This is a genomic window from Amnibacterium endophyticum (genome assembly GCF_042680685.1).
GTDB lineage: Bacteria > Actinomycetota > Actinomycetes > Actinomycetales > Microbacteriaceae > Amnibacterium > Amnibacterium endophyticum.
The window spans coordinates 1-24,237 of record NZ_JBHUEA010000033.1 but is presented as its reverse complement, the minus strand read 5'-3'; the positions used below and the strand labels follow the sequence as shown (position 1 = coordinate 24,237).

Here is a 24,237-nt window from a genome sequence, read left to right as displayed (position 1 = left end):
CCACCGGCGGAGCGGGGTATGCGGTCGGTCATGGCGGATACAGAACCAGCGTGCTGCCATGCTGCGCAGTCCCAGTGCGGGGTGGGCGAGCCAGTGCCGCAGGTCGCCCCGAGCACTTCCTTCACAGCGTCAGCCTTCGCCCCTCATCGCGCTCAAGGCTGCTTCGTCTCGCACCCCTGCACACGAGACGTCGCGCTCCCCTGCCCGTGAGACCTGTGGCGTGCTTCTTACCGGAGGCGCGGGGTCTACCGTCGCGCACGTGCTGATCGATGACGACCTGCCTGTCGCCGTACCCGTCGCCGACGACAACTGGCACGCGCGTGCGCTTTCAACTGCAGCCCGAGATCGAATCGACATCGTGGGGGTCGAGAGGATCGACGGGCTGACGATCGAAACTCACCGGAAGGTGGGCTGGCGCTACGCGTCCAACGGGCACGCCGTGGCGCAGGACCTGAACCTCGAGGACACCGCCCGGCAAGCTGTGACCCACATCACTTCGATCGAGCTGGCAACCCTCGACGATCACCCAGCCGCAGCGCTTCATGAAGCAGCGGCGCGGCGCGCTTCAGCTGTGCACCAAAGAGAACTCTGGCCCACCCGCCCTATCGCCGTCGACGGCGAGCCCTTCGTACTCTTCACCACCAGCACAGATGAGGGTCAAGCAGCAGTCGCCGACCTCGGACCGGTGCGCCTCGCGATCTACGGACCCGCGATCCCGACCGACCTCGCGCTGCACCTCATCCCCCTCCACTCGATGCCACTCGAACCACTCCTCCACGCGAACGACGAGGACGACGAGTAGCGGCAGCTGCGACCCGCTGAGAGGCGGACACTGTTCAGATGGAGCGCCCTCCTATTTGAGCTCAGGCATGGCTGAACGATCACGCACCAGAGGTCGAGGGGCTCGAACCCCACGACGCAGTAGCTCTGCTTGAGTCCGCCGGCCTCCACGCCCGAGTGATCCCGCACCCGGGCGGCTGGATGACCCAAGAACTTCGCCCCGACCGCATCAACCTCTGGCTGGCCGAAGACGGCAGCATCGCATCTGTCGACGCCGGTTGAGTCAGAGGGCAACGCCTGTGCACTTGCGCCGAACGCCTTCGATCTCGCCGCGCCGGCCATCAGACGTCTCGATGGCTCGGTCTCATACCAGCGTCCGGTATCAGTGCACGACTCGGTAGCGGCAACAGACTTGAGCCATGAGCGATGGTTCGACTTCGACCGCTGAGTCGGACGGCGACCGGTTCGATCGCGCAGTTGCGGAAGCCGCTGCGTGGGCCCACGCCAACGGCGGAACCACCGGGCTCTGAATCGATCGTCGACACCTGGACATCGGCGTCGGCATACCTGCCGGGGACGAGATCGAGACGACCGAAGCACTCCGCAGACTCGCACCCACGGGCATCCGTATCCGCACCCGCGTCGCCTCCGCTTCCCTCGTGGCCCTCTGGCAGCTACAGGCCGACCTCGGGAACTACCTCGAGGACGAAGGCTTCTGGGGTAGGTATGCGACCCACCTCAGCCACGATGACGCCCAGCGAGCCATCGAAGTAGGGATTTTGCCAAACACGTCAACAGCCGTCGTCGACCAGATCCGCGGCGCTTTCCGTGAACAGCCCGTCATCTTCGTGCCCCGCGGTTCCGCACGAGCACTCTGATCCGCGCCACTTCGCGCAAGTCTGACAACTTCACACGCGTCGGCCTCTGTCCGCAAGACGCGTCTCACCACCCTGCTTGCGAGACGTCAGCGCGTTGCTACGGACCGGAGCCTGGTCGATGCCTCTTGGAGTGCAACGGATCCGGTGAGCTTTAAGCCGGTCAGGTAGGCGGCCGTGGTGAGAACTGCCAGGACTGCGGCTGCAGCCAGAGCTGGCGGCCATGCGGCCAGTATGGCGTCAGTACCAAGCGTGCCGTTGGCCGCTACGAGGGCGAGCCCGCCGACGAGGAGAGCGCCGGTGGCGGCCGTGCCGATGGATCTGGTGCTGGCGCGGAGTCCGAGGAGCACCCGTCCCATGCGTTTGCGGAGCAGCCGCCAGGCCAGGCTCGCCTGCACGATGCCTGCTGCGGTGGTAGCGGCGGCGATGAGTGGCAGCAGGGCAGTGACGGCGAACCCGGCTCCGACGATCGCGACTTGCACGAGTGTGTAGAGGAAGGGGGTGCGGGTGTCACCGAGGGCGTAGAAGCAGCGCTGCACGATCGCCAGGATCGTGAACGGGACGAGCCCGAGAAGGTAGACGTCGATAATCACCGCCAACGCCTGAGCGTCGCGTGGCCCATGGGTGAGCAGCCGGGCGATCGGTTCAGCAGCAACCAGCAGCGCGACATTCGCTAGCGCGATGAGCGGCAAAACGGTTCGAATCGTGCGGCTCAGGATGGAGCGAAATGCGGCAGCGTCCTCACTGGCGGCCGCGCTGCTGAGGCGTGGATAGAACACCGTCAGCAGCGACACCGTCACCAGCGAGTGCGGGAGCATGAAGATCAACCAGGCATAGCCCAACGCGCCCGTCGAGGGGCCGACGCCCGCTGCCTGGTTCGCGACCGCGGCCTGCAGCAGCCCGACCAGCTGCGTCGAAGCGAGCATGGCGATCGTCCAACCCCCGGTGCGACCGGTCGCGGCCAGCCCGACGCTCCTCCACCGGAAGTCAGGCCGGAACCGCGGCCCGCTGACCCGCCAGCCCAGCATCAGCACCAGGACCTGCACTGCAACACCGGCCAACCCACTCGCGCCCAGCACGACCACCGCGAGCGTGGAGTACCCAGCAGCGTCACGGTGCCCGACCGCTCCGAAGAGGACGACAAACAGCGCCAGGCCGGCGATCCCGACCACGTTGTTCGCCACCGGCGCCCAGGTCGACCAGCCGAACACCCGTCTGGCGTTCAACACTTCTCCCAGCACCGCCGACAGGCCGAGGAAGAACACCTGCGGAAAGCTCCACAACGCCAACCCGCACGCCAGCACCCAGCCCGGCCCACGCTGCCCGTACACGAACATCAGCAGCGGCGACAGCGCTGTCGCCAGCACCGCCACCACCGCGAACCCGACCGCGGCGAGGCTCAGCAACTTGTTGACATACGCCTGCCCCTGATCCGTTCCCCGGCTCGCTCGTACGATCTGCGGCACCAAGAACGAGGTGAACAACCCACCACCGATCAACGCGTAAATGCTCGCCGGCACGACCGTCGCCGTCGCATAGGCATCCGCACCGATACTGCGGACCGTTCCGATCGCAGCCGCCAGCACCAGGGCCTCCACCAGCCCCGTCGCCCTCGACGCAGCAGTACCCAACGCGACCCACGAGGTCGCCCGAACCAACGACACCACTCAGCCCAATCAAATGCCAATCACCAGGCCGCCGACGCTAGCCCCACCCCTCGCCGACAGGACCTCGCAGCGCGGACCAAGAGACTCCCCGAGCCGTGCCCCAGCTGCCTGCCCGTGAGGCTGGGCGGCGTCGAGGGTGCAACCGATGGCCCAACGGGTCGCTCGCCCGCGATGATCAAGACGTGCCTGACTGCCCAGATGCCGGAACCGCGACTCCTGCTTCCTCGACCACGTCCAACCCGTGGGTGCAGGGGGCTGCCTCGATCGGCACGGCCGCACTCGGAGTCGGGATCCTCCTCGCGGTAGTGGGCGGACCGAACGGCTACGCGGCTGATGCTGCGCCGGCCCTGACGCGTCTCCTCATCGGCACCGCCTTGTCCGTGCTCGGCCTGGGACTGCTCCTCAGCGCGCTCGTCATCGTCGGCGTCGGCTGGTACCTCCGAGACAACGGCACCAGGTAGTGATGCACCTGGCGCCGAGCGTCTCACTCCCCTGCTCGCGAGACCTCTCGCTCCCCTGCTCACGAGACCTGCTCGCGCGAGACGTCAGACTGTCGGGATGCGGCTCTACCTGTCGTCGTACAAGCTCGGCGATCACCCGGAAGCACTGTCGGGCATGGTCCGGGGCGAGCGGCACGGACTTGTGATTGCCAACGCTCTCGACGGCCTGGACGAGGCGCGGCGGCACGGAGACACCGAGCGCGAGATCGAGGAGCTCGCTCAGCTCGGTCTCGTGGCGCACGACTTCGACCTGCGTGAGCACGACCCCGCATCGATCGTTCACGATTTCGGCGAACCTGACTTTCTCTGGGTGCGGGGAGGCAACGTCTTCACGCTCCGCGCAGCTATGGCGAAGTCGGGCATCGACTCCGTCATCGTCGACGGACTTCGACGAGACGCCTTCGTCTACTCCGGATACAGCGCCGGTGGATGCGTCCTTGCGCCGAGCCTCGCAGGACTCGAACTGGTCGACTCGGTCGAGGAAGCAGCAGCCACCTACCCGGAGATCACCTTTGACGGATTGAACATCCTGGACCGCCCCGTCCTTCCTCACCTCTCATCTCCCGACCACCCCGAGACCGCCGCCGTGACCGAAGAAGCCGCCCACTACGACCGCCTCAACCAGCCCTACTGGGCCCTCAGCGATGGCCAAGCCCTCGTTGTCGACGGGAGTACGCAGACCGTCATCTGACGAGAACATGACGTCGTGGGACGTCTCACTCCCCTGCTCACGAGACGCCTACTGCGCTCGACGCCACGAGCGCACTAGAAGTGCCGCCTCCGGCAGGATCTCCCTCATGCCGGCGCCGCTTCGCCTGACCTTCTACCTCGCCGACGGCAACTTCCCCGGCGGGCAGCTCCTGAGGACACCGACCCCTCGACGTGTTCTGGCCGAAGACGAGGAACAACTGCGCGATCTCATCGCGCAGACGCTCTCGGACTGGAACTCGGGCTACTTGCCGCAGGAGTCGCACATCGCCTTCTGCGAGTTGGGCACCGGAAGCGAGCCGAGGCGCGACGGCACCGTCGCCCTAGTGGAGTCCTTGATGATTCCGTTCGCCGTCCGGCCAGATGGAAGTGTTCGAGTTGCCGATCTTCTCGCTAGGGATCTCACCGCAGGTGAGCTCCGACGTGCAGTTCGCGCTGGGTACATCGCTGGCCGCTGGGACCGACTCGTCCTCCGTCCACAAGAGGGCATGGGGGGCGACACCCTCGCATTCGACGTTCTCAGGTGGATGAGCACCCTCGGCATCCAGCCGCTCGCACCACTCAGCAGCGCACCGGCGGTGCTACTGGGCTGGCTGATTCGCCACTACTGGCCTCTAGGCCGTACACGACGCAGGCAGCGCGAAGCGCGACGCGTAGCGGCACAACTGCGCGACTCTGGGCTGCAGTACCCGACGACGCTCATGCGCCTCATCGATACCAAGACCGAGTGGCAAGCGCGCCAACTCGGCCGTGCGCTTCGAGTGCATCCCCGGACCGCACGCCAGCTTCTGCAAGCAGCGGGATGGGTTCACGCGGCCGACCAACGCCACTGGATCAAAGACCAGCAGCTGACGGGCCAGCAGATGCGGCAGCGCTGGCAAACCATCGCCGAAGACCCCGACATGTCCTACTTCAACAACTCCTGAGGGCCCAGCGCGCCGCTGCTCATCCTGGCGGACGGCGAATCGGGACTCGGGGCTATTCGGCCCGCGTCCTACCCTGACCGCGTGATCCTGGACATCATTACGATCTGCGTGTCGACCGCCGCGCTAGTCGCTGCCGGATTCGCGATCTGGCAGACGCAGCGGTTCCAGGACCGCGCCTGGCTCCACGTCCGATGGGACCGCATCGGTCTGACTGGCGGTATCGAGGAGCACTGGTTCGGAGCTGGGTCTGCTGCGTATGCGATCCCTTTCATGAAGATCTCCATCTCCAACCACGGTCGCGACCACGCGAGGATGGTCGACGTCACCACGAACACGGCAGTTATCGGCTTCACGCAAGAGACAGATGACGGCGTCCGCCCCTACCAAGAGCGGTCCTTCCTTGCACCGGGCGAGTCATGGGACATCCAGGTACCGCTGTTTCAGCTTCAAGAGACGTTCGACCATCCCTTCACGCTGCTCGACGCCACACTGCAGCGGCCGACACTGGAGGTCCGCTGGCTCGAGGTCTACTCGCGCCGCATGAAGCGGCTCCGCGTCACGCTCGACGGACCGTGGCTCAAGCTCTACGGCGAGATGCGTGACTCGATTTTGGAGGGTCAGGCGAGTGAGCGGCGGCGCGGAAAGGTAGCGCGAACCGCGCGGGACCTTGCTTTCAAGCTTCGCCACCACTGAGGCGGTGCGCAATTCCCAAGCTCTTGCGGACTCCTCGCAAGCCGCAGCGTCTCAGGTCCCTGCTTGCGAGGCACCCTGCTCTGGTGCAACCACCACGAACGGCCTGCGCTGAAGTGTGATGGAGTTCGCTCGTGGCGTCCCCTTCGACTACCGGTTCCGTCCGCTCCGCCGACGGCACGGCCATCGGCTACCTCCGCCGTGGCAACGGACCGGGTGTCGTGCTGGTGCAGGGCGCGATGGCCGATGCGCGCGCCTATGACCGATTCGCCGAGCTGCTCTCGGGCAGCTTCACCGTGTTCTCGGCCGATCGGCGCGGACGCGCTTCGAGTCCGCGCCCGTACGGGCAGGACCACGACCTCGCCAGGGACGTCGAGGACATCGACGCGATCCTCCGGACGACGGGCACCTCGACCGTCTTCGGGCTCAGCTCCGGCGCCGTCATCACCCTGGAAGCCGCGAAGACCCTGCCGCGCATCGAACGAGCCGTCGTGTTCGAGCCGCCGTTCTACGACCACGGCATCGACCGGGCCGGCATCGCACGACTCGGTCAGGAGATCGAACGCGGCGACCTGCCGTCCGCGCTCCTCGACGCGCTCCTGACCGCCGGCACCGCACCAGCACCCCTCCGACGCCTCCCCCGCCCGATCGCCCGCCTGCTGACCGGAGCGCTCCTGGCGCTGCACGTGCGCACCAGCGGCTCCGCGACCAGCCTGCGCGATCTGCTGCCCGGCGTCCGCTACGACTTCCACGACGTGTCCCAAGCGAACGAGCACCCCGAGCGGTACCAGGACCTCGAAAAACCCCTCCTCGTGATCAGCGGCACCAAGAGCCCCGCCTTCCTCCAGCACGCAGCCCGCACCCTCGCAGCCCGCAACCCGCGCGCCGAGCTCGTCGAGCTCCCCGGCCTCGGCCACGACGGCCCCTGGAACTCAGGCCGACCAGGACCCGTAGCCGAAGCGACACTCCGCTTCCTCACCCAGGACCAGCCGCACCGCTGACAGCGCCTCGACACCGGAGCATCGCCGGACGCCCGGAGCCCGGACGTCTCACTCCCCTGCTCCTGGAACTGCTCGCTGCTGTGCTTGAGGTACCGACATTGAGCGCTGTGTTCAGGGGTTGGTCTGGTTGACGGCGTTGTAGGTGGCGGGGTAGCTGCTGAGCCAGTTCCAGCGGGTGATAGGCCAGGAGATGACGGAGGCGCGGCCGACGACGTCTTCGATGGGGACGGGACCGTTGAAGCGGGAGTCGGAGGAGTTGTACCGGTTGTCGCCCATCACCCACAGGTCGCCGGCGGGGACGACGGTGTGGAAGGGGTCGCGGCTGACGGCGGTGTAGCCGGGTGGGATGCGGACGTAGGGCTCGCTGATTGGGATGCCGTTGATGCTCATCTGACCGAGACCGTTGCAGCAGGAGATCCGATCGCCCGGTAAGCCGATGACGCGTTTGACAAGGTGGCCGGCGGAGTCGTGGTTCGACATCCCGACCAGGCCGGCGACCCAGTCGGCAGCGGTTGCGACCGGGCCGGTCGGGCTCGCGGGCTGAGGTTCGTCGCCGAGCCAGTGGTCGGGATCGGTGAACACGACCACGTCGCCGCGCTGGAGCGGGATCAGGCGCGGGACGAGCTCGTCGACCAGGATCCGGTCGTGGTGGCCTGGCTCGCCCAGCAGCGTGTTCTCCATCGACGCGGACGGGATGTAGAAGGACCGGATCAGGAACGTCTTGATCAGGAACGAGGCCAGCAGCGCGATCACCACGATCACGACCAGATCCCGCACGAGCCCTGCCGCGCCATGCTTCGCGGACGACCGACCCGACCGTCCCGATCCGAACAGGCTCACCGGCCGAGCTCGATCCAGCGGCCGATCCGCCACCGCGCCCACAACACGATCACCAGGACGACGAACGGCACCAGCACCGTCACCTGGATGTCCGTCACCACGAGCAGCAGCCCGATCCCGATGCCGACCCCGGTCAGCTCCCGGCGACTCGGCGTCCGCCTCACCTGCGCCCGTACGTGCAGCCACAGCAGCAAGGCCGCCACCCGGCCGGCCGCGACGACCATCGACCACGGGGACAGCCCGAGTAGACGAGCGGCCGCAAGATCTGTCTGCCACTCCTCCACGAACCGTCGTCGACGCAGCGGCGGCACCGACAACGCCACCGCCCGCAACATCCGCTCCGGCCCGCTCACGACAGCCCCACCGCTCGGCCCAGCGGCACGGGAAGACCACTGGCTGCCCCGTGAGGTCGCTCCTTCATCAGCAGCGGCACGACGCTTGCACGCCCCTCAGGCGTGAGCTCGTAGAAGCGGCGACGCGGTCCCCGATCGGCGCTGTCCTCCCACCGCGACGCCACCCAACCGCCCTCCTCGAGCCGAGCCAGGATCGGATAGACCGAACCTGCAGGCCGACCGGTGAGCGCGACCAAGCGCAGCCCCCACAACGCCTCTGCAGCCGCCTCGAGCTCTCGGAGCACGTCAACCGTCGCAGGCGTCACCCGAGCCAGCCGCAGCACCCTGCAAACCTAGGTGTATAGAGATGGCAGCACCAGACGACACCGCCGAGCTCCGCAAGCGCGAGCAGCAGGTCCGGAGTGAGACGCTCACCGGCCTGCACACGAGACACGGATCGTTGCGCCAGGGATGGGGCGGCTGTTCACTTCGATCGTGATGAGTACCGGACCGGACGAAGTGGCGCTCCCGGCGGCTGATGCTGCAGCGTTGATCGGGATTGTGTCCCGACTGCAAGGCCAGTCGATGCTCGGGCAACTGGACTCTCACCTCGAGACCGCCATCGCCGGGCGCCTGCGACGCGAGGGACTTGCACCGAGCGCCGACGCTGTGGGCCTCCAATCAGCACTGGCCGGACTCGCCGAGCGACTTCACGCCGCGCTCGGGGAGTGACCGTCTGATCTGCCCGGTGGTTGCACGGGGGGGGGCGGACGCTCGGACTAGGAGTCGCCCAGCAGTCCCTTTAGCTGAGCGACAAGGTCGGCTCGTTCCTCGAGTAACCGCTGATGGCGGAGGTCGCTCGCGTCCTGCCCCATCCTGACCATGGCTGCGGCTCCCATCCCAGCCTTCATGCCCAGTACAACCGACTCAACCCGTTCCTGCTCGAGGAGATCGAGCTCGCGGTCGACTGAACGAATCTTGTTCGCCACCACAGCCGCTTCTGCGGAACCCGGCCCAACAGGCATGCTGGAACGGTAGCTCTGGGGCTGCAGGCCTCGCCTTCATAGTCCCGAGCGCGTCTGGTCAGTCGTCGCTTCAGGCGTAGAGCGGAGCGGGCACTCGATCGTCCAGCCACCGCTCCAACGCCTTAAGCTGCAGTAGTGGGAACGGGTGCTCGTCCCACTGCTCGGCGAATCCGGACAAGCCCCACTGCTCGAAACAGCGCCTGCTCCCCGCAGTGATGGCTTCGATCACCTCGGTCAGAGGCAAGCGTTCTTGCAGCCGCACCTGCGCTGACTCGATGGAAATCCAGGGCTGGGTGTAGGCGTCCTCCTTGAAGGCGATCACGAGATCGACTGCAGCCTCGTCCGGTCGTCGGAACTCCCACCGCCACCCGCCGGGTTCCTGCGTCCACTCGCACTCCGTAATCAAGCTGCCATTCACCAGCGACATCAGCGCCTGCAACAGCTCGCCAAGAGCATCCGTGAGGTACGACGCTGTCATCTTCAACCCGGCGTCCCCGATTTGGACCGTCGGGTCCGCCCACCCTCGAGCGTCCGCGGCCAGATTGACTTCGAACAACACGCGGCCACACTCCCAGCCGCGCCACCCCCGCCGTCAGCGCACGTCTCGCCTCCTGCCCGCGAGGCGCAGGCTCGTTGCGGCTGCAGCCGGCCACGGTCGAACTGCTCATACTCGAGGCGTGTACTTCGCCGGCAAGTTTCACGGCGACTGGCCCCTCTACATGTGGGTTGCCGTGGGCGTCATCACCGCCGTCGCAGTCATTGCGGCGATCATCATCAACCGCCGCTGACCCCGAGGGCGCGAGGTCTCACTCCCCTGCCCGTGAGACAAAGCCTTCCGACCTGCTTCACTGGCCAGGTGTCCAGCCGAGTCGCCCGTCGTTTCGCCGAGGCAGGCGTCGCTCTGGCGATCATCGGCCTGATCGGCTCGGCCGTCTTCCAATTACAGCCCTGGCGTACCTGCCCCGACGACACGTCATCCGCCGCGTGCCCAATGCTCCGTGCGGACTACGACGCGTTCCTGCTCTTCGCGCTGGTTCTACTCGCCGGCTGCGTCCTGCTTCTTGGCGCAGGAGTCGTGCGGCTCAAGCGCGCTCAGTAGTAGCCGCCCGCACACCCTCTACTCGCGAGACGCGCGAATGGACGCGGGTAGCGTCGCGACTGTGACAACTACTCGCTTCCATAGCGCTCTGATCACTGCCGAGGGGCTCACCGCGACTTGGGTGGACGTCCCCGAGCCGGCGGAGCAGTCAGAGCTGCTGCTCAGCGTGCTCGCGCGTCGAACTGATGGCTCCACGGTGCGGTTCGGCACGAAGTGGGTGCGGAACGCCGCCGACTCGCCAATCGTTTTCGCGTGGGACAGCGCGGCCGTGAAGCAGAAGAACCACGAGGACGCCCCGAGTGCGATTACGCGAGACGAGGGCACCGTTCGCGTCCTGTTCCCGCGTTCCTGGGTCGACGCGTTGATCGACGCAGACGAACTTCCGGGCGAGGCAATAGTCACCGTCGACGGCGATGATGAATCCGCAGTCGCGCTCGACCTCGAGAAGGACTGACGAGTAGACGACGCTGCGACTTCCGACCCTCCGAGAACCGATACGGGTTGGACGTTTCATCCGCCTACGTGTGCGACCGCTCGATCGACTGTCGCATCTGATCGGCTAGGGAGTCTCGTTGCGACTGCAGGTTGGCTCGAGCGGCCTCGTCTTGCGCGCGCGCTCGCCCACGAGCAAGAGCTCCGACGCCGGCACCACTGCCGTGCAGCCCCCACATCGCCGACTGCCGCATGTGATCGTCAAGCTGGTCTAGTTGGCGGTCGACGCCCTTGATCCGATTGGCGATTGCAGCCTGCTCTTCATTGAATCGGACCTCGTCCATACCTACATCCTGCCCAACAGTCTCATCAGCCCTGCCCGTAAGACGCCGAGGGTCTACCATTTGCCCGTGCCCGAATCCGGGAGGACGACGAGGTACCTGCGCGTTTCTTCGGCAATCTTCGTCGTCACGATGCTTGTTGCGACATTCCTACGCGTACTAGGCATCCTGCTCGTGGCACCGGCTCTCTCTTGGCTAGCAGCCGCCGTCGCGCTCGGCGGTATCGCAGCCTTGATCGGTCGTCTCGTCCGGTGGCGCCGGAGCGCTGACAAGTCATAGTCCCGGTCGCCTGCCGTTGAGACTTCGCTCACTCGGCACGTACCTGCACGTCTGGCGGCACCTCGCGCTTGATCACCGCAACGGCCAGACGCTTCAACGACTTCAGCTCTGGACGATCCGCGGCCGAAGGCTCGGGAACCGGTTCACCGATGTCGAAGCTCGCGACTCGCTCCCACAACACGTGCCAGCGCCGCAGGAGGTCGATCAACTCCTCCGAGAAGCCGTAGTCGGACGGCTCCATCGTGTACTTGTACGTGCCTGTCTCCCACAGCGGCCACTCATGCCCGTGATCGAAGAACACCCGCAGAACACGCGGACCAGGAACAAGTCGAGCAGGCGGTTCCACAACACAAGTCTCAACCGACCAGCGTCTTGAAGCCCTGCTCGCGAGACGACTTGCCCCTTGCACGTGAGACACGGTTGAACCAGCTAATCGCACGGCGATTACGAGTGAAAAGGGCAAATCATTAGGAGAGGATGGCGAGGTGAGCCTCGACCCGTCCATCCGCTCACGACGTGCTCGAGCGACTGGCTCCCGCGTGGCCCCCGCGACGATCAACGAGCTTCCTGAACTATTCGAGCGCGCAGTAGCAGGGAGTCGGCACTGCACCCTCGACAAGACAGACCCCACCTCAGTCGAGTTGTACCGACGTACCAACTGGCTGACCTGGGGCGAGACGCTCGTCGCCGACTTTACTCCTTCCGACGCCACGCGAACCTTAGTCACCGTCGGCAGTCGGCCCACGTTCCGATTGCAGATACAGGACTGGGGACAGACAGAGCGAGAAAGACGTCGGAGCGCTCCTCGATGCCGTTGCCGCCGTCGCTGGCGGCACAGCGTCACCCCTGAGCACGGCGGACAGCACCTCGCGCAGCAGCAGCAGCAGCAGCAGCAGCAGCAGCAGCAGCAGCAAGTTTCACCGGCAGGTGCCGATCGGCATCGTCTTGCTTGCAGCCGTCGTGAGCATCGTCATCGGAACGCCTCTGCTCAATCAGCACTGACCAACTGGACGGTCTCGAAGCTGAGTGACCGTCTCTGCCCGTGTGCTCCTCGGACCTTGCGTCACGCTGACTGTTGGACGATCGGCCCGTGACGTTCACCCCGGGCACCGCCGTGTCAGTGGTTCTCATCGCTGCCGGCGCCGTCATCGACACCTTGATGATCCTGCTCTTCGTACGGAGGAGTCGACGACCCAAAACCGCACAAGAGCGAGATGGCGTTCCCTGGCCGCTGGCAGCACTCTTCGTGCTCGGATTCGTAGCGATCCTCGTCGGCGCGGCGGCCTTCCGGTGAAGCTGAGCCCTGCAAGTTGTGCAAGTGAGCCACATCTCCGCTTCCTCTTCGTGAGATCGCCCGGGTTCTGTACTCGAGAGGCGGCTTAGCGCAGCAACGGCGCGATCGCGAACACGATGACGATCAGCGCTCCTCCAGCCATGAAGACGATCCCTGAGCGCGCAGCCTGACGCGAGTCGTCCCATAGCTCTTTGCGCCCGTCGAAGTCGCCCTCATGATGACGACGACGCTGCCACGGCAGCGTCGTGCGACTGATGCTCCTGCCCTGATACAGCCTCGCCACACCGACCAGCGTCACGAGCAAACCGACCACAACGGGGACCCACGACGACACACCCACAGAATGCACTGCGGTGATGCCGGCTCATACAACGGCGAGACGTCTCGCTCGCCTGGTTACGAGACCGCGGAGCGAACCGCTGCCCTCGTTGTCATTCGCCGTTGGTGTGCACCTTGGGGATGTTGCCGCAGTAGCTGCCCATGGCTTGGTGTACTCGGGGATCGCTGGGAGCGAGGTCCGCCCATCGAGTCGAGGTCGGTCCGTTTGACGCCTTGGTGCCGTCGGCCGAGATGTCGATGTTCGTCCAGCGGATGTCGTAGTTCCCGTTGCGCCGTTTGTGCGCCAACACTCCCTCGACCAGCACACCACCGTTGCCCCCGCTGCAGGCCACCCCGGTGCCAGCTTGATAGAAGCCGTTGAGCCCGAACCGGTACGGCTGCCCGTCCGGACCGTTCGTCGTGACGAAGCGGCACCCGACGAACGCGTGCAGAGTCGCCGAGCGACCGTCATCGAGCACGGTCACGTGGCCGACCGCCACATCCACTGTCGCCGTCCACCCGCTGTGCACCCCGGGCCCAGCGAGATCGTCACGCAGCGTGTCGACGCCACCGGCGGATGTCTTGATTCCGTACTCGAAGCCGTTCGGGCCCTCGGAGTAGAACTCGGTGTCAGGCTTCCCGTCGCCGTCAACGTCCGAGATGCGAGCCGCGTCAGCACCGGCAGGGATTGTGGTCAGTCCGTTCGAACACCCCGCCGCAGTGATCCGGCCCGAGCGATCGGGGACAGGCACTGACGCACCCGAGGAAGCGGACGACCCTTGCGCCGAGGCGCTAGCAGCTGGCGACTCCATCGACGAAGCGGAGGGCGCTGCCGGTCGAGCCGGAGCCGGGCTCCTCCCGACTGAAGGGCTACTGCATCCCGCCAGCAGCAGCACAACCACTCCGCTCAACAGACCGAGCCCCCGCAATCTGCCCCACCTCCAACGCGCCGAGCCGACAAGCCGCCGCTACCCGAAGGGGACTGTATGGCGCACCGTCTCATCGGGTCCGAGGCCCTCGCGATCCTCCGAAAGTCCACTGCCATACCTTCAGCACCCCCAACTTCCACTCGCTCGAGGTGACGCCCAGGTGGCGGGACTGCTGCAGTCCCGCGCGTCTCGTACGGCTGCTCACGGAACTGCGGCCCTTGCGACCGAGAGGTGCACGCCAGCTTGCGCCTCGAGCGGTTTGCAGCACCACGACGCCGATGACCACCACACCGACTCGGCGCGGCAGTCCTCGACGATCGTCGTCCTGACTGCGCTCCCATATCGGCCGTATCTCTCCACACGGATTTTGATGCGAGCTTCTCTCAGTTGTCGGTCCGTGTGACGGTGCAGGTGTGCTGCGCGGCCGTGGTGCCGGTCAGGCCCGCGATCTCGGCGCCGTCCGTCGGCGCGGTCGTGGGAGAGGGTGTGCCCTTGATGTGCGGCTTGTTGCTGGGGGTGCTGCTGGGCGCGGTGGTGGCGGAGATGCCGAGGGCGTGGGTGCCGAGGGCGACGCGCTGGTCCCGGTGCACGCGGTCGAGGAGCTCGGTCGCGAGCGACGCGTTCGGGATGACCTTGTAGGAGTTCGCGGGGTCTGCTTGGGTCGGGTACTGCACGAAGACCATCTGGTCGAGGTCGATGGATCTCAGCGTGACGGCCATCTGCACCATCCGGTCGAGTCCGGCCAGTGACTGGGAGAGGCTGACGTTGTCGGCCGCAGCGTTGGCAAGGCTGTAGAGCTTGGCCGGATCGGTCAGGGTGCCGGCGGCGGTCATCTTCCGCAGCAGCGCGGACATGTAGGCCTGCTGCGAGGCGATCCGGCCGAGGTCGCTGCCGTCGCCGATCCGCTTCCGTTCCCGCAGATAGGCCAGCGCGGTGCGGCCGCTGACGACCGATGTGCCAGCAGGCAGGTGCAGCCCGGACTTCGAGTCGTCGATCGCGCGGGTCATGCAGACCGGGACGCCCCCGACGGCGTCGGCCATCTTCACCGTCCCGGCGAAGGAGAACAACGCCGCGTATGGGATCGCGAGTCCGGTGAGGTGCTCGACGGTGTCCACCACGCACCCGAGGCCGCCCCGCTCGAATGCCACGTTCAAAGGCTGCGCGGTCATCGCAGCGTACGTCTGCCCAGTGTTTGGGTCACGGCACTTCGGGTGTGGGATGACGAGGTCGCGGGGGAAGCTGATCACAGTGCCGCGGGTGTGGTCCGCCGAGACGTGAACGAGGATGTCAACATCGTTCAGCGTCGCTTCACGGGCCTTGCCGAACGAGTGCTGACCGGCGGCGTTGTCCGCGCCGACGAGCAGGACGTTGAAGGAGCCGTCGAGCGCCGCGACCGACGGAACGTTCTCGCCCGGCAACGCGATCGCGTGCTGCTGCACCTTCTCCGTCAGCCGCCATGTGCTGTACGCCGCAAGAGACCCGCCGCTGACCAGCAGCACCGCGACCGCTGCCGCGACGACGCGGAACACGGCCGGCCAGATCGAGCGGACCCTTCCGACGGCGTGCCGTGCACCTGGCCGCTGCGTCACTGATCTTCTCGCAGCGACGACTGAAAGCAGATCGTGACGGTCTGATCTGTCGGACTCATCGGACTCCGTCCTGCTGCGACGTCGCGTGCACGGCTCGGCCGATGCAGCCGGCGTTGCGCCAGTCGGACTCGGTCCGCCAGTTGTAGGAGCTGGTCGACCCCGGCCCGCCGAGTGCGTTCTGCCACTGCCGCTGCTGCGACGGCGTCAGCCCGTCCGCGGCGGGAGTCTGGTGTGGCGCACGCTCCAGAGTCGGATCCCAGAGGAAACCCGCGTCGGCCATGCATCCGATGGCGAGCCACTGCTGCTCCTCCCAGGCCGCCGCATTGGTCGACCCGACGTCATCGAACGTGCGCAGCACGTACTCGTGCAGCTGCGCGCGGGTAAGGACCTTCGAGCCACGCGGACCGATCAGCATCGAGGCGGAAGCCCCCTCCGCAGCCGGAGACTGGACCGTCGCATGCTGCGCGGGCAGATTCGACCGATGCGTCGTTGGAGTGTTGACGAGGACGATGAGCGTCAGAGCGATTACGGCCACTGCGACCGCCCCTGTTGCAAAGGCAGTTCGGAGCTGTGACCTCGACCTCGACATGCGCGCACGATGTGTCGGAGACGTCGCTATCGACTGCGGGCCGACGAGGTTCGCGAGCTCCGCTTCAGCCCGCTCATCGATCGTCAGCCCGAGATCACGCGCGGGATCACTCTGTCGAAGGGCTCGAATCGTGCGTCTCACGATGACTCCTCGAATGGTTGATGGCGTGGCTGGGTAGGACGAGAGGGTCGAGCCGTCGGCGGGGCATCCCACGCGTCCGCAAATGCGCGTCGAGCTCGATGCAACCGAGTCCAGACGCTGGCGCGAGAGATCCCGAGCGCAGTCGCGACCTCGCCAGCAGACAAGCCGTCCCAGTAGGTGAGCAGCAGCACTCGACGCTGCGTCGCATCCATGGAAGCCAGGAGCAGCCGCACCTCGATATCGCGTTGCCGGTCCGGAGCCTCCAACGTGTCAGGCAGCTCCCCGACGGGCCCAAGCCGAGCGCGGCGACGCCACTCATCGCCCACCAAGTTGTACGCAACCCCGTACAGCCACGCGCGCGTCACCACAACCCCGGAGTCCCAGCGCATCCAGGCGATCCGGAACGTCTCAGCGGTGAGGTCGCGAGCCAACTCGCGGTCGTCCACCCTCCGCTGGAAGAACGCCACGATTGCCACATAGTGGGCCCGGTAGAAGGCAGCAAAGCCGACCACGTCAGCCGCCTGCGCCTCAGAACCCACTCCTACTACGTTGTCCGCGCCCGCAGATCCTTACAAACGATCTCCCCGGACCGGACGACTCAACGGCAGCAGTCACGGCAGCTGGCCCTGCAGGCTGCTGCCCGGTCACTCGCGCATCTCGTTCCTCGACAGATGTCGCTCAACAGGTGGACAGCAAGACACTTGACTCTGAGATCGGCGCAGAGCCAGCATCGTCTGCACGCGAGACGCCTCATTCCCCTGCATCAGAGACGCCGGCGACATCAGGCCGAGTGGAGCCGCATGCCGTGCACCCAGTGGACGACCCCGTCCTCGCCGAGGTCGTTCTCGAGTAGGCGCATGCCGAGCTTCTCCGCTACCCGCTGGGAGGCCGCGTTCTGCGGGTGAGTGATCGCGATGAGCTCCTCGGCCCGTACCATGTCGCGGGCGAAGTCGCGCGCGGCCATGGCCGCTTCCGTGGCGAACCTCCGGCCCTGCAGGTCCGCGCGCACGTGGTAGCCGACCTCGAGCCGCGGCTGTCCGTTCACCCGCTGCCAGGTGATGCCGCAGTCGCCCACAAAGCTGCCGTCGTGGGTCTCCAAGACCCAGAGCCCGAACCCGTACCGCCGGTAGTTGTCCTGATTCCAGGTGATCCAGCCCGCTGCCTGGTCTCGTGTCATCGGCGCCGGATAGAAGGTCATCACCAGCGGATCCCCGAGCAGGGCAGCCATCTCGCCCAGGTCCGTCGGTCCCATCTCTCGGAACCGAAGGCGCTCGGTCGGCTGTGGAATCGCCATCCCGCCAGTCTCACGCGCCCGCCGGCGAGATGAGTCGCTCCCTGTAGGCGAAACGCTCGTCCCCGCTGCAGGGCTCAGTGCGGCGAGCGAAGCGGTCAGCGGCGCCGACCTCCGCGGCGCATGCGGGCAAGGAACACACCGAGGACAGGCACAACGACCAGGACGAGACCCAGTTGCATCAGACCTGCACCAAGCCAGTCGCGTGAGTCAGCCCGAGCGACGAGCACGAACCCGACGACAGCAATGATCGCCCCGAAACCCGCGGTGACCAACAGGACGACGCCTGCAGCCCGAGCGCTCACGGCACAAGGTTAGACAGCAGGTCCTCCGCCCGAACCAGAGCCTTGCTCGCGAGCATCGTCGCCCTGCCCGCGAGACACCTACGTCGCTTACGCCCCACGAACAAGGTGCGTTCTCAATGCCCAGGCCAGAGGCGCGGAACATGCTCCGAGTGGCAGCCGATGCGGCTCGATGAGCTCCACACCTACGACGTCCTCGACCCACGTGACGTCGGCTCTCCCGGTAGCTCGAACACGAGCGACTCGACCCCGATGCCATCCGTTGATCGGTACTCCCCGACTGGAACGAACCACGTGCAGAGCGAATGTCCGCCACTCCTGCGCCGAGATCAGTCGCGCCCCGACCTCCTCGATCAGCTCGCGACGAAGGGTCTGCCAGGGCGACTCCCCTGCCTCGGGCGTCCCGCCGGGCAGATCGAGCAGCCCCTCATACGGTCCGCGGGACTTCCGTACTGTCACCAGCCGACCCTGCTGCAGCAACACCCCATAGATGCCGAAGTGCGACGTCTCACGCGCCCTCACGGGTCCCGGGTCCACCTCCGAAGACTCTCAAGGCCGACCTCAATCGGGCGTCCACATCCCTGCTGAGGAGACACGGTGGCGACCGTAAAGGTCAGACTGCTCGCTCGAAGAAGACCGCGGACTCGTCGTAGCCCAGTGCGGTGTAGAACGCGCCGGCCCGTCGACTGGCGAGTGAGACGTAGGCCGCACCGCGCTCGGCAGCCCAGTGCTCGGCCTCCCGCATCAGCAGACGGCCGATCCCGCGATGCCGGTGCGCCGCATCGACCATCACCTCCTCGACCCAAGCCACCGGGCCGTTCGCCAGGAAGGTCAGGTGCGTGCTGGCAAGGAGATACCCGACTACGGCCCCGTCCGCCGACTCCGCGACAAGCACAAGGGTGTCGTCCTGCCGAGCGAGCAGCCGTGGCAGGACGGCGTCGAAGTCCGCGCGACGCGGCACGAACGACGTCGCGAACTCGCGAACCAACGGCCACAACGCGTCACGATCCGCGTCCACAGCCATCCGCACCCCTGCTGACGACGCCGACACAGTCGAAACGGTACAGAGCCCGTGCGTCGCCGCGTCGAGCGCCGGCAGGCGAGACGTCTCAAGCCCCTGGCGGTGGGACTACCGCCAGCAGCCCACGCAGCCCTGCTGGTCAGACCTCGTCGCGAGACTGCGGACGCTTCAATGTCAGAGGCAGTACGTACCGTGTGCGACATGCAGGACTGGATCCGGTGGCTTCTCACGGTTCCGCTGACGGGTGCCCTTCTTACCGGCCTAAACCTTTTGCTGCCTCTCTCGCGTTGGTCATGGCGGATGAAGCGGAACAGCAGCCTCGCGCAGACGCTGGCTGCCGGTGACGAGCGTGCATGGTTCGAGCAGCGCGTCAGGGAGGACGCCCGTCGAATCATCGACTACAAGACACTTCTTCCGCGGAGCGAGAAGGTCCTTTGCGGGCTCGGCGTTCTCTTCGTCGTCTACTTCATCTCGGTACTCATCTTGAACCCGAGCGGCCTCATTGCGGAGTTGGGGGCCGAGGGGCCGTCGATCTGGGTCATGTCCGCGCTAGTTCTGCTTTTCGTGGTCCCAGCGACAATCGGGGCCTTCACGGGTCGTAGCAGCCGCGTGATGACCCCGCAGCACTACGCCAACGCCGGGGAACGAGAGGCCACACGGATCCGCAAACAGCAGGTGCGTATGCAGGCTCGCCGTCGAGCCCGACATGTACGACGTCTACAGCCCAAGTCGTGACTCCAGCGGGCGTTCTCGCGTCCTGCAGACGAGACGGCTCGACCCGCTGACGGAGTGCTGTCTGACGCTGCTCCGTGGCTACGAGATGCGTCCTCATCACCCTTGTCAGCAGCGGACGCCGTTATCCGACCACTCCACCACCACCGTCCACCTGACCGACTCGTTCGCGCTTCCGACGAGCCGTACGGGTGTCGGCGGCGCTCCGTAGCGTGAAGGCGTGCGGGTATTCATCTCTTCGGTGACGGCTGGTCTGAAGGATGAGCGTTCAGGACTCGCAGCACTGCTGTCGGTCTCGCGCGAGTACGTCCCGTCGCGGTTCGAGGACTTCCAGGCACAGGACCGCTCGTCCCGCGACGCCTGCCTCGCCGGAGTCCGAGAAGCCGACGTTTACGTTTTGCTCCTCGGCCCCCATTACGGCACCCCCTTCCCCGACTCCGGGCTGGCTCCCACCGAGGAAGAGTTCCAACTCGCACGCCAGCTCGACAAGCCGATCCTCGTCTTCGTCAAGAACACCGACGAAGCCGACGAACCCCGACAGGCAACCTTCAAGCGGCAGGTCGAGGACTACGTCGACGGCCGCTTCCGTGGCGCCTTCTCCTCAATTGTCACCCTGAACACCGCCGTCTACGGTGCGCTGGAGGCCCTTCCCCGGACGCCCCAACGTCTTGAGTGGACGCCGGTGTCTTCGCCGGTCACTGCCTCCTGGCTCACCGCGATCGGGCAGGCCCTCCCCGTGCCGCCCTACGTCCCAGTGCTGCAAGTCGCACTGCTGCCCATCAACCCACGACCAATGCTCGCGTCCGAGATCGACGGTCTTCCGACCCTCCTCGCGCGCAGAGGACGGGCTACCGGGTTCTTCGGCGACCTCGATGGCCTTTCCGCAAGTAGCAGCCGTACCGCAGCCTGGGCCGCAGTACCGCAAGGCACCCGCTCAGCCGGCTGGAACGCACGCCGCGAGCACGCTTTCCGAGGCCTGTGCCGTTTCGACACATCCGAGTCCCTTGCGTTCTCCAGTATCCCGACCGACACCCTCGGCGCACTCGTCGATAAGACAGACCTCACCCGCCGCTGCAGCGAACTGCTCCGCGCCGCCGACCTCACCGAACTCGACGACGCCGCCCCTATCGCTCTCGCGGCACTCCTCGGACCCCTCGACCTCGTCCAGGAGGGAGACCCCATCCATGTCGGCAACCGCACCTCGGGCCGAGGCAGCATGCGTACGGGACAACACGCCCATATGACGCCCCGCTTCTCGATCACCGCTGGAGCACTTCGCGCCCAAACCGGTGATGCCGCTACAGAGATCGCAGCAGAGCTGCTCCGGACCATCCGCGAGAACTAAACGACACCCCGACCCCTCGAGCGAACCGCTACTAGCTCGTGTCAGATTCCTGGACCTGGGACTACCCGTGGACCTTCTCCTCCGCGCCGGCGAGGGGCCATCAGGAGTTCGTCCTGGTCACGTCGTAGACGGTCATCCCCGCGCCGTGGGGGCAAAACCTGGGGGCCGCGCCAGGCCGAGGTGCGGCGTTCACTGCAGTCACGGTCTCGCCCGCCTCGGCGATGGTCCTGCCCTGCTGGTCGAGTAGGGCAAGAGCACTACTGGCGGAGTACTTCAACGCAAACAGCAGGTAGAGCCGCTGTCCGCCCTGTCTGCTGTCGTCGATCCAGAAGCAGGCTCGATCTCCCGAACGACTCGCACCCAAGCGACCGGTGATGCCACCACTGTCGCCCCTCCCCTCCAGGACCGGCACCGAGACAGATGCAACCCCAAGTTGATCGCCCTTACTCAAGCGGGCGGTCGAGTAGCCGAGCACCACCAGCGCAGAGACAGCAATCAGCGCCAGCAGCACCGCAACAAGACGCCCGGTCCTGCTGACCACAACTGCCTCCTCAGTACCGTTCATGCCATCTTGCAGCGACACCACTGATCTCAATCCCCTGATTGTGGAACTTTGCGAAACGGTCATGGTGCGGCGATCGCGAATAGCAAGGCTGCCGCTACTCGCGAGATCGTTTCGATGCAGCGATGAGTCCCCCAACGGTACCTAGCGCAAATATCGCAGACGGAATCACGAGCCAGGTGCTCCTCATTGCCAGCGCCAGCAGGGCAAAGACGACCGTGCCCGCAAGAGCAATCGCGGTCGCACCTGCGGCCGCGACAGCCTGCGGCGGAGTGTGAAAAAGCATCGCCCGCACTGCGGCCGCTCTCCTCGCTCGGCGCTGACCCTCCTCGGTCTCGATGGAAACCTTCAGCGCAGCAAGCCTCGCCCGTGCGTCGTTGTCCTGTTCTGCTGATGGCACGAGCAGATACTCCGCTCGTCCACCCGCCACTACAACCGCGCCGCACTGCGAGGAGCGCAGCAACTTCACCGCTGAGGCTTAGTTCCCCTTGGCCCTGTGTCGAACTGCTGCCCGTGAGACGTCTCGACTAACCAGGAGTGGGCTGGGTAGCTATGCGCCGCTCTTGATCGAGGTTCCTGCGCTGTTGCGTACGAGTAGCAGTGCGGCGATGGCCCCGATGGGCATGGTGAGTAGGACCAGCAGGACCCACGTAACCCGAGCCGCACTGCTCAACTCACGGGACCTGAGGACTCGAATCAGCGCGACAACGATAACCAACATGATGCACGCAGCGATCGCCCACCAGGACAACTCGTACCCCAGCGGAAAGATCGGACCCAGCGAGGTCTCCCCTCCGGCCCGTGCACTGCTCAGCATTGCGCGAGTATCACGCAACCATTCACCGAGTACAACTTCCGCCACCAGCAGTCGGCTCGTCTCGGCACCCTGCACGCGAGATGCTCCGGATTCGTATGGCGCTGGCGGGTCCGGTCGTGACGGGCGAGGGTGGTCAGGTGCGGTGGACCGGGGACGTGAGTCGAGGGGCTTGGATCGCGCCGAGGATGACGGGCTGGGCGAGCCGCAATTCTGTGCTGCCCAGTGGGTTCGCCGCGTACGCGCGGATCTTCCATCCGGGCGTCCGCTACTGGTGGGAAGGTCCGGTCAATCGGCCCGGGTCGACTCGTACGTCGCAGCAGTCGATCCGCTGGTCGGAGGTCGCTGCGCTGACGGGGTCGAAGGCGCACCCCTGGATGCAGTGGGGCGGCATCGCGGGGGTGCAGATGGAGGAGGCAGACCTCGGCGACGGCACCAGCGTCGAGGCCCCCGAGGACGGCCGGATGCCCGAGGACGTCCTCGAGGCGCTGCTGCCGCTGCTCAGCACGGCGACGGCCACCCCGGACGACGTCACCGCGGCGGTGTGGACAGGTTGGGGGGCGCTGCGTTCCGTCTCCTTCTTCACGCTGTCTGACAGCGGCCGTTCCACCTCCGGCACCAGATCCGGGGCCGAGCTCGGCGTCAGCGCCGAGGTCACCCGTGCCTTGGACGAGGGTCCCCTGCTGCAGCTGCCCGGCCGGGAGTACCTGCTGCTCGCAGGCGCGCTGACGGACCTCGCCTGTCCGGACTGGACGAGCGAGGCCGGCCTGGGCGAAGGATCCGGCGGCGGCATCGCTGCGCCTCAACTGCTCTGGCCCGCCGACTCCGCCTGGTGCCTCGCGACCGAGATCGACTTCGGATTCACGCTCCTGGGCGGCCCCGTCAGCCTCGTCGAGCAGGTCCTCGCGACACCCGGCCTCGAGGCGATGCCGCTCGACCACGACGGCGCCCTGCACTGGGGTGGCGACACCGTCAACCCGAAGGCCCGCGACCGCACCTGACCCGCGATCGCAAGCGGCTACCCGCGAGACGTCTCACTCCCCTGCTCGCGACACGCCGAAGGTTTTGCGTGTGCCAGTGCAGGAGACGACGAGGTACTTGCGTGTCTCTTCGGCAATCTTCGCCGTCACCGTGCTCCTCGCGGCGCTCTTACGCGTATTGGGCGTCCTGCTCGGGGCACCGGCCTTCTCTTGGCTGGCGGCTGCCGCCGCGCTCGGCGGTATCGCGGCCTTGATCGGTCGTCTCGTCCGACGGCGCCGGAGCGATGAGAGGTCGTAATCCCGCACGCCTGCCCGCGAGACGCAGCCGAGGCCAGCCCTAGCCGTCAGTGCTTGTCGAAGCGGTCGAGTGCATCCGGCTCAGGTGACGCAGCAGCAGACAGAGCAGGAGGGGTGGCTAATCGCACTCGAGCATCAATAGGCGCTTCAGGTGGCCCCAGCGTCACCGTCACCGACACCTGGCGATCGATCAGTGCGCCGGCAGCAGGGTTCTGGGTCAGCACCACGAGCTCCTTGTGGTCCCACCAGTAATTCGAGATTGGCGCCGCATCGGGATCCGGATCGGCGATGTGAAGCCCCAGGCGACGCTCCAAGGCCACAGCCTCGTCGTACGCGAGACCAACAAAGTGCGGCACCGTCTGCACAGCCGGGTACTCGGGGAACGCGCTCACGCCAGCAGTGTGACGCGCTCACCGTTCACTCGCACGTACCAGTTCCCCGCCAGCGAGACGTCTCATCCGCCTGCACGTGAGACGCCTACGCCTATTGTTCGGTCCCGTTTGCCTAGATGTCCCAGATCGGTGCGGGGTAGGTGTGG

At 66.3% G+C, this 24,237-nt stretch carries 32 protein-coding genes; 14 read left to right on the top strand and 18 right to left on the bottom strand.

Annotated features, from left to right (window positions below; genetic code table 11):
• The first annotated feature begins 259 nt into the window (after window positions 1–259).
• Both ACFSBI_RS15445 and ACFSBI_RS15440 read left to right on the top strand, forming a co-directional pair.
• Window positions 260–802, top strand: a complete 543-nt coding sequence (locus tag ACFSBI_RS15445) for a hypothetical protein (RefSeq protein ID WP_377936493.1) — start codon at window positions 260–262, stop codon at window positions 800–802.
• A gap of 637 nt (window positions 803–1,439) precedes the next feature.
• The gene (locus ACFSBI_RS15440; RefSeq protein ID WP_377936491.1) at window positions 1,440–1,658 is read left to right on the top strand and encodes a hypothetical protein; all 219 of its coding nucleotides are present in this window, start codon (window positions 1,440–1,442) and stop codon (window positions 1,656–1,658) included.
• 86 nt (window positions 1,659–1,744) lie between these two features.
• Here ACFSBI_RS15440 and murJ read toward each other — a convergent pair whose 3' ends face one another.
• Window positions 1,745–3,253, bottom strand: a complete 1,509-nt coding sequence (murJ, locus tag ACFSBI_RS15435) for a murein biosynthesis integral membrane protein MurJ (RefSeq protein ID WP_377936489.1) — start codon at window positions 3,251–3,253, stop codon at window positions 1,745–1,747.
• A gap of 374 nt (window positions 3,254–3,627) precedes the next feature.
• On the opposite strand from murJ, the gene ACFSBI_RS15430 reads away from it, so the two are divergent.
• The 5 genes from ACFSBI_RS15430 to ACFSBI_RS15410 all read left to right on the top strand — a co-directional run bounded on the left by ACFSBI_RS15430 (window position 3,628) and on the right by ACFSBI_RS15410 (window position 7,147).
• Window positions 3,628–3,783 carry a hypothetical protein gene (locus ACFSBI_RS15430; RefSeq protein WP_377936487.1) on the top strand — a complete coding sequence of 52 codons (156 nt, stop codon included), beginning with the start codon at window positions 3,628–3,630 and terminating at the stop codon, window positions 3,781–3,783.
• Between the two features lie 97 nt (window positions 3,784–3,880).
• Entirely contained in the window at window positions 3,881–4,513 is a 633-nt protein-coding gene (locus tag ACFSBI_RS15425) for a Type 1 glutamine amidotransferase-like domain-containing protein (protein ID WP_377936486.1), read from the top strand.
• Between the two features lie 106 nt (window positions 4,514–4,619).
• Window positions 4,620–5,456, top strand: coding sequence for a hypothetical protein (locus ACFSBI_RS15420; protein ID WP_377936484.1), 837 nt, complete (start codon window positions 4,620–4,622; stop codon window positions 5,454–5,456).
• An 81-nt stretch (window positions 5,457–5,537) separates the two neighbouring features.
• Window positions 5,538–6,149 (top strand): hypothetical protein, encoded by a 612-nt coding sequence (locus ACFSBI_RS15415; RefSeq protein ID WP_377936482.1) that lies wholly within the window; start codon window positions 5,538–5,540, stop codon window positions 6,147–6,149.
• A gap of 131 nt (window positions 6,150–6,280) precedes the next feature.
• Window positions 6,281–7,147, top strand: a complete 867-nt coding sequence (locus ACFSBI_RS15410; protein ID WP_377936480.1) for an alpha/beta fold hydrolase — start codon at window positions 6,281–6,283, stop codon at window positions 7,145–7,147.
• Between the two features lie 111 nt (window positions 7,148–7,258).
• Here the strand turns inward: ACFSBI_RS15410 and lepB are convergent, their stop codons facing one another.
• Genes lepB through ACFSBI_RS15395 form a run of 3 tightly spaced genes read right to left on the bottom strand, consistent with a single transcriptional unit; the run spans window position 7,259 to window position 8,624 of the window.
• Window positions 7,259–7,924 carry a signal peptidase I gene (gene lepB / locus ACFSBI_RS15405; RefSeq protein WP_377936479.1) on the bottom strand — a complete coding sequence of 222 codons (666 nt, stop codon included), beginning with the start codon at window positions 7,922–7,924 and terminating at the stop codon, window positions 7,259–7,261.
• A gap of 59 nt (window positions 7,925–7,983) precedes the next feature.
• Window positions 7,984–8,310: a hypothetical protein gene (locus ACFSBI_RS15400; RefSeq protein ID WP_377936477.1), complete on the bottom strand. Its 327-nt coding sequence runs from the start codon at window positions 8,308–8,310 to the stop codon at window positions 7,984–7,986.
• A gap of 26 nt (window positions 8,311–8,336) precedes the next feature.
• Window positions 8,337–8,624 (bottom strand): PadR family transcriptional regulator, encoded by a 288-nt coding sequence (locus tag ACFSBI_RS15395; protein ID WP_377936497.1) that lies wholly within the window; start codon window positions 8,622–8,624, stop codon window positions 8,337–8,339.
• A 540-nt stretch (window positions 8,625–9,164) separates the two neighbouring features.
• Between ACFSBI_RS15395 and ACFSBI_RS15390 the strand changes: the two genes are divergently transcribed.
• Window positions 9,165–9,290, top strand: coding sequence for a hypothetical protein (locus tag ACFSBI_RS15390; protein WP_377936475.1), 126 nt, complete (start codon window positions 9,165–9,167; stop codon window positions 9,288–9,290).
• A gap of 124 nt (window positions 9,291–9,414) precedes the next feature.
• Here ACFSBI_RS15390 and ACFSBI_RS15385 read toward each other — a convergent pair whose 3' ends face one another.
• Window positions 9,415–9,903 carry a hypothetical protein gene (locus tag ACFSBI_RS15385; protein WP_377936473.1) on the bottom strand — a complete coding sequence of 163 codons (489 nt, stop codon included), beginning with the start codon at window positions 9,901–9,903 and terminating at the stop codon, window positions 9,415–9,417.
• A 297-nt stretch (window positions 9,904–10,200) separates the two neighbouring features.
• Between ACFSBI_RS15385 and ACFSBI_RS15380 the strand changes: the two genes are divergently transcribed.
• Together ACFSBI_RS15380 and ACFSBI_RS15375 are read left to right on the top strand one after the other, a co-directional pair.
• Window positions 10,201–10,443: a hypothetical protein gene (locus ACFSBI_RS15380; RefSeq protein ID WP_377936471.1), complete on the top strand. Its 243-nt coding sequence runs from the start codon at window positions 10,201–10,203 to the stop codon at window positions 10,441–10,443.
• Between the two features lie 121 nt (window positions 10,444–10,564).
• The gene (locus ACFSBI_RS15375) at window positions 10,565–10,897 is read left to right on the top strand and encodes a hypothetical protein (RefSeq protein WP_377936469.1); all 333 of its coding nucleotides are present in this window, start codon (window positions 10,565–10,567) and stop codon (window positions 10,895–10,897) included.
• Between the two features lie 64 nt (window positions 10,898–10,961).
• Here ACFSBI_RS15375 and ACFSBI_RS15370 read toward each other — a convergent pair whose 3' ends face one another.
• Both ACFSBI_RS15370 and ACFSBI_RS15365 read right to left on the bottom strand, forming a co-directional pair.
• The gene (locus tag ACFSBI_RS15370) at window positions 10,962–11,219 is read right to left on the bottom strand and encodes a hypothetical protein (protein ID WP_377936468.1); all 258 of its coding nucleotides are present in this window, start codon (window positions 11,217–11,219) and stop codon (window positions 10,962–10,964) included.
• A 304-nt stretch (window positions 11,220–11,523) separates the two neighbouring features.
• Window positions 11,524–11,736: a hypothetical protein gene (locus tag ACFSBI_RS15365; RefSeq protein ID WP_377936466.1), complete on the bottom strand. Its 213-nt coding sequence runs from the start codon at window positions 11,734–11,736 to the stop codon at window positions 11,524–11,526.
• Window positions 11,737–12,585: 849 nt separating this feature from the next.
• Between ACFSBI_RS15365 and ACFSBI_RS15360 the strand changes: the two genes are divergently transcribed.
• On the top strand, window positions 12,586–12,789 hold the full coding sequence (locus ACFSBI_RS15360; RefSeq protein ID WP_377936464.1) for a hypothetical protein: 204 nt from the start codon (window positions 12,586–12,588) through the stop codon (window positions 12,787–12,789).
• Between the two features lie 85 nt (window positions 12,790–12,874).
• On the opposite strand, the gene ACFSBI_RS15355 is transcribed toward ACFSBI_RS15360, so the two are convergent.
• The 8 genes from ACFSBI_RS15355 to ACFSBI_RS15320 all read right to left on the bottom strand — a co-directional run bounded on the left by ACFSBI_RS15355 (window position 12,875) and on the right by ACFSBI_RS15320 (window position 18,972).
• Complete coding sequence (locus ACFSBI_RS15355) at window positions 12,875–13,123, bottom strand: hypothetical protein (RefSeq protein WP_377936462.1); 249 nt, start codon at window positions 13,121–13,123, stop codon at window positions 12,875–12,877.
• A gap of 97 nt (window positions 13,124–13,220) precedes the next feature.
• Window positions 13,221–13,859, bottom strand: coding sequence for a hypothetical protein (locus ACFSBI_RS15350; protein WP_377936460.1), 639 nt, complete (start codon window positions 13,857–13,859; stop codon window positions 13,221–13,223).
• A gap of 560 nt (window positions 13,860–14,419) precedes the next feature.
• Window positions 14,420–15,565, bottom strand: coding sequence for an LCP family protein (locus ACFSBI_RS15345; protein ID WP_377936458.1), 1,146 nt, complete (start codon window positions 15,563–15,565; stop codon window positions 14,420–14,422).
• Between the two features lie 115 nt (window positions 15,566–15,680).
• Entirely contained in the window at window positions 15,681–16,160 is a 480-nt protein-coding gene (locus tag ACFSBI_RS15340) for a hypothetical protein (RefSeq protein WP_377936456.1), read from the bottom strand.
• Window positions 16,161–16,351: 191 nt separating this feature from the next.
• Window positions 16,352–16,894 carry an RNA polymerase sigma factor gene (locus tag ACFSBI_RS15335; protein WP_377936454.1) on the bottom strand — a complete coding sequence of 181 codons (543 nt, stop codon included), beginning with the start codon at window positions 16,892–16,894 and terminating at the stop codon, window positions 16,352–16,354.
• Window positions 16,895–17,136: 242 nt separating this feature from the next.
• A complete protein-coding gene (locus ACFSBI_RS15330; RefSeq protein ID WP_377936452.1) occupies window positions 17,137–17,649 on the bottom strand; it encodes a GNAT family N-acetyltransferase in 513 nt (170 codons plus the stop codon).
• 389 nt (window positions 17,650–18,038) lie between these two features.
• The gene (locus ACFSBI_RS15325; RefSeq protein WP_377936495.1) at window positions 18,039–18,470 is read right to left on the bottom strand and encodes an NUDIX domain-containing protein; all 432 of its coding nucleotides are present in this window, start codon (window positions 18,468–18,470) and stop codon (window positions 18,039–18,041) included.
• Window positions 18,471–18,561: 91 nt separating this feature from the next.
• Window positions 18,562–18,972, bottom strand: a complete 411-nt coding sequence (locus ACFSBI_RS15320) for a GNAT family N-acetyltransferase (protein ID WP_377936450.1) — start codon at window positions 18,970–18,972, stop codon at window positions 18,562–18,564.
• A gap of 198 nt (window positions 18,973–19,170) precedes the next feature.
• On the opposite strand from ACFSBI_RS15320, the gene ACFSBI_RS15315 reads away from it, so the two are divergent.
• Window positions 19,171–19,704, top strand: a complete 534-nt coding sequence (locus ACFSBI_RS15315; protein ID WP_377936448.1) for a hypothetical protein — start codon at window positions 19,171–19,173, stop codon at window positions 19,702–19,704.
• Window positions 19,705–19,921: 217 nt separating this feature from the next.
• Window positions 19,922–21,046 carry a DUF4062 domain-containing protein gene (locus ACFSBI_RS15310; protein WP_377936446.1) on the top strand — a complete coding sequence of 375 codons (1,125 nt, stop codon included), beginning with the start codon at window positions 19,922–19,924 and terminating at the stop codon, window positions 21,044–21,046.
• A gap of 100 nt (window positions 21,047–21,146) precedes the next feature.
• Here the strand turns inward: ACFSBI_RS15310 and ACFSBI_RS15305 are convergent, their stop codons facing one another.
• Together ACFSBI_RS15305 and ACFSBI_RS15300 are read right to left on the bottom strand one after the other, a co-directional pair.
• Entirely contained in the window at window positions 21,147–21,632 is a 486-nt protein-coding gene (locus ACFSBI_RS15305; protein ID WP_377936444.1) for a hypothetical protein, read from the bottom strand.
• Window positions 21,633–21,705: 73 nt separating this feature from the next.
• The gene (locus ACFSBI_RS15300; RefSeq protein WP_377936442.1) at window positions 21,706–22,077 is read right to left on the bottom strand and encodes a hypothetical protein; all 372 of its coding nucleotides are present in this window, start codon (window positions 22,075–22,077) and stop codon (window positions 21,706–21,708) included.
• 533 nt (window positions 22,078–22,610) lie between these two features.
• Here ACFSBI_RS15300 and ACFSBI_RS15295 point away from each other — a divergent pair.
• On the top strand, window positions 22,611–23,423 hold the full coding sequence (locus tag ACFSBI_RS15295) for a hypothetical protein (RefSeq protein ID WP_377936440.1): 813 nt from the start codon (window positions 22,611–22,613) through the stop codon (window positions 23,421–23,423).
• A 323-nt stretch (window positions 23,424–23,746) separates the two neighbouring features.
• On the opposite strand, the gene ACFSBI_RS15290 is transcribed toward ACFSBI_RS15295, so the two are convergent.
• Window positions 23,747–24,091 carry a PASTA domain-containing protein gene (locus ACFSBI_RS15290; protein WP_377936438.1) on the bottom strand — a complete coding sequence of 115 codons (345 nt, stop codon included), beginning with the start codon at window positions 24,089–24,091 and terminating at the stop codon, window positions 23,747–23,749.
• Window positions 24,092–24,237 lie beyond the last annotated feature (146 nt).

Excerpts from the sequence above, each read along its gene's own strand:
- ACFSBI_RS15425 (WP_377936486.1), top strand. The coding sequence starts at position 3,881 with ATGCGGCTCTACCTGTCGTCGTACAAGCTCGGCGATCACCCGGAAGCA.
- ACFSBI_RS15420 (WP_377936484.1), top strand. The coding sequence starts at position 4,620 with ATGCCGGCGCCGCTTCGCCTGACCTTCTACCTCGCCGACGGCAACTTC.
- ACFSBI_RS15390 (WP_377936475.1), top strand. The coding sequence starts at position 9,165 with ATGGCGGAGGTCGCTCGCGTCCTGCCCCATCCTGACCATGGCTGCGGC.
- ACFSBI_RS15370 (WP_377936468.1), bottom strand. The coding sequence starts at position 11,219 with ATGGACGAGGTCCGATTCAATGAAGAGCAGGCTGCAATCGCCAATCGG.
- ACFSBI_RS15365 (WP_377936466.1), bottom strand. The coding sequence starts at position 11,736 with ATGGAGCCGTCCGACTACGGCTTCTCGGAGGAGTTGATCGACCTCCTG.
- ACFSBI_RS15330 (WP_377936452.1), bottom strand. The coding sequence starts at position 17,649 with ATGGCGATTCCACAGCCGACCGAGCGCCTTCGGTTCCGAGAGATGGGA.
- ACFSBI_RS15320 (WP_377936450.1), bottom strand. The coding sequence starts at position 18,972 with ATGGCTGTGGACGCGGATCGTGACGCGTTGTGGCCGTTGGTTCGCGAG.
- ACFSBI_RS15315 (WP_377936448.1), top strand. The coding sequence starts at position 19,171 with ATGCAGGACTGGATCCGGTGGCTTCTCACGGTTCCGCTGACGGGTGCC.
- ACFSBI_RS15295 (WP_377936440.1), top strand. The coding sequence starts at position 22,611 with ATGACGGGCTGGGCGAGCCGCAATTCTGTGCTGCCCAGTGGGTTCGCC.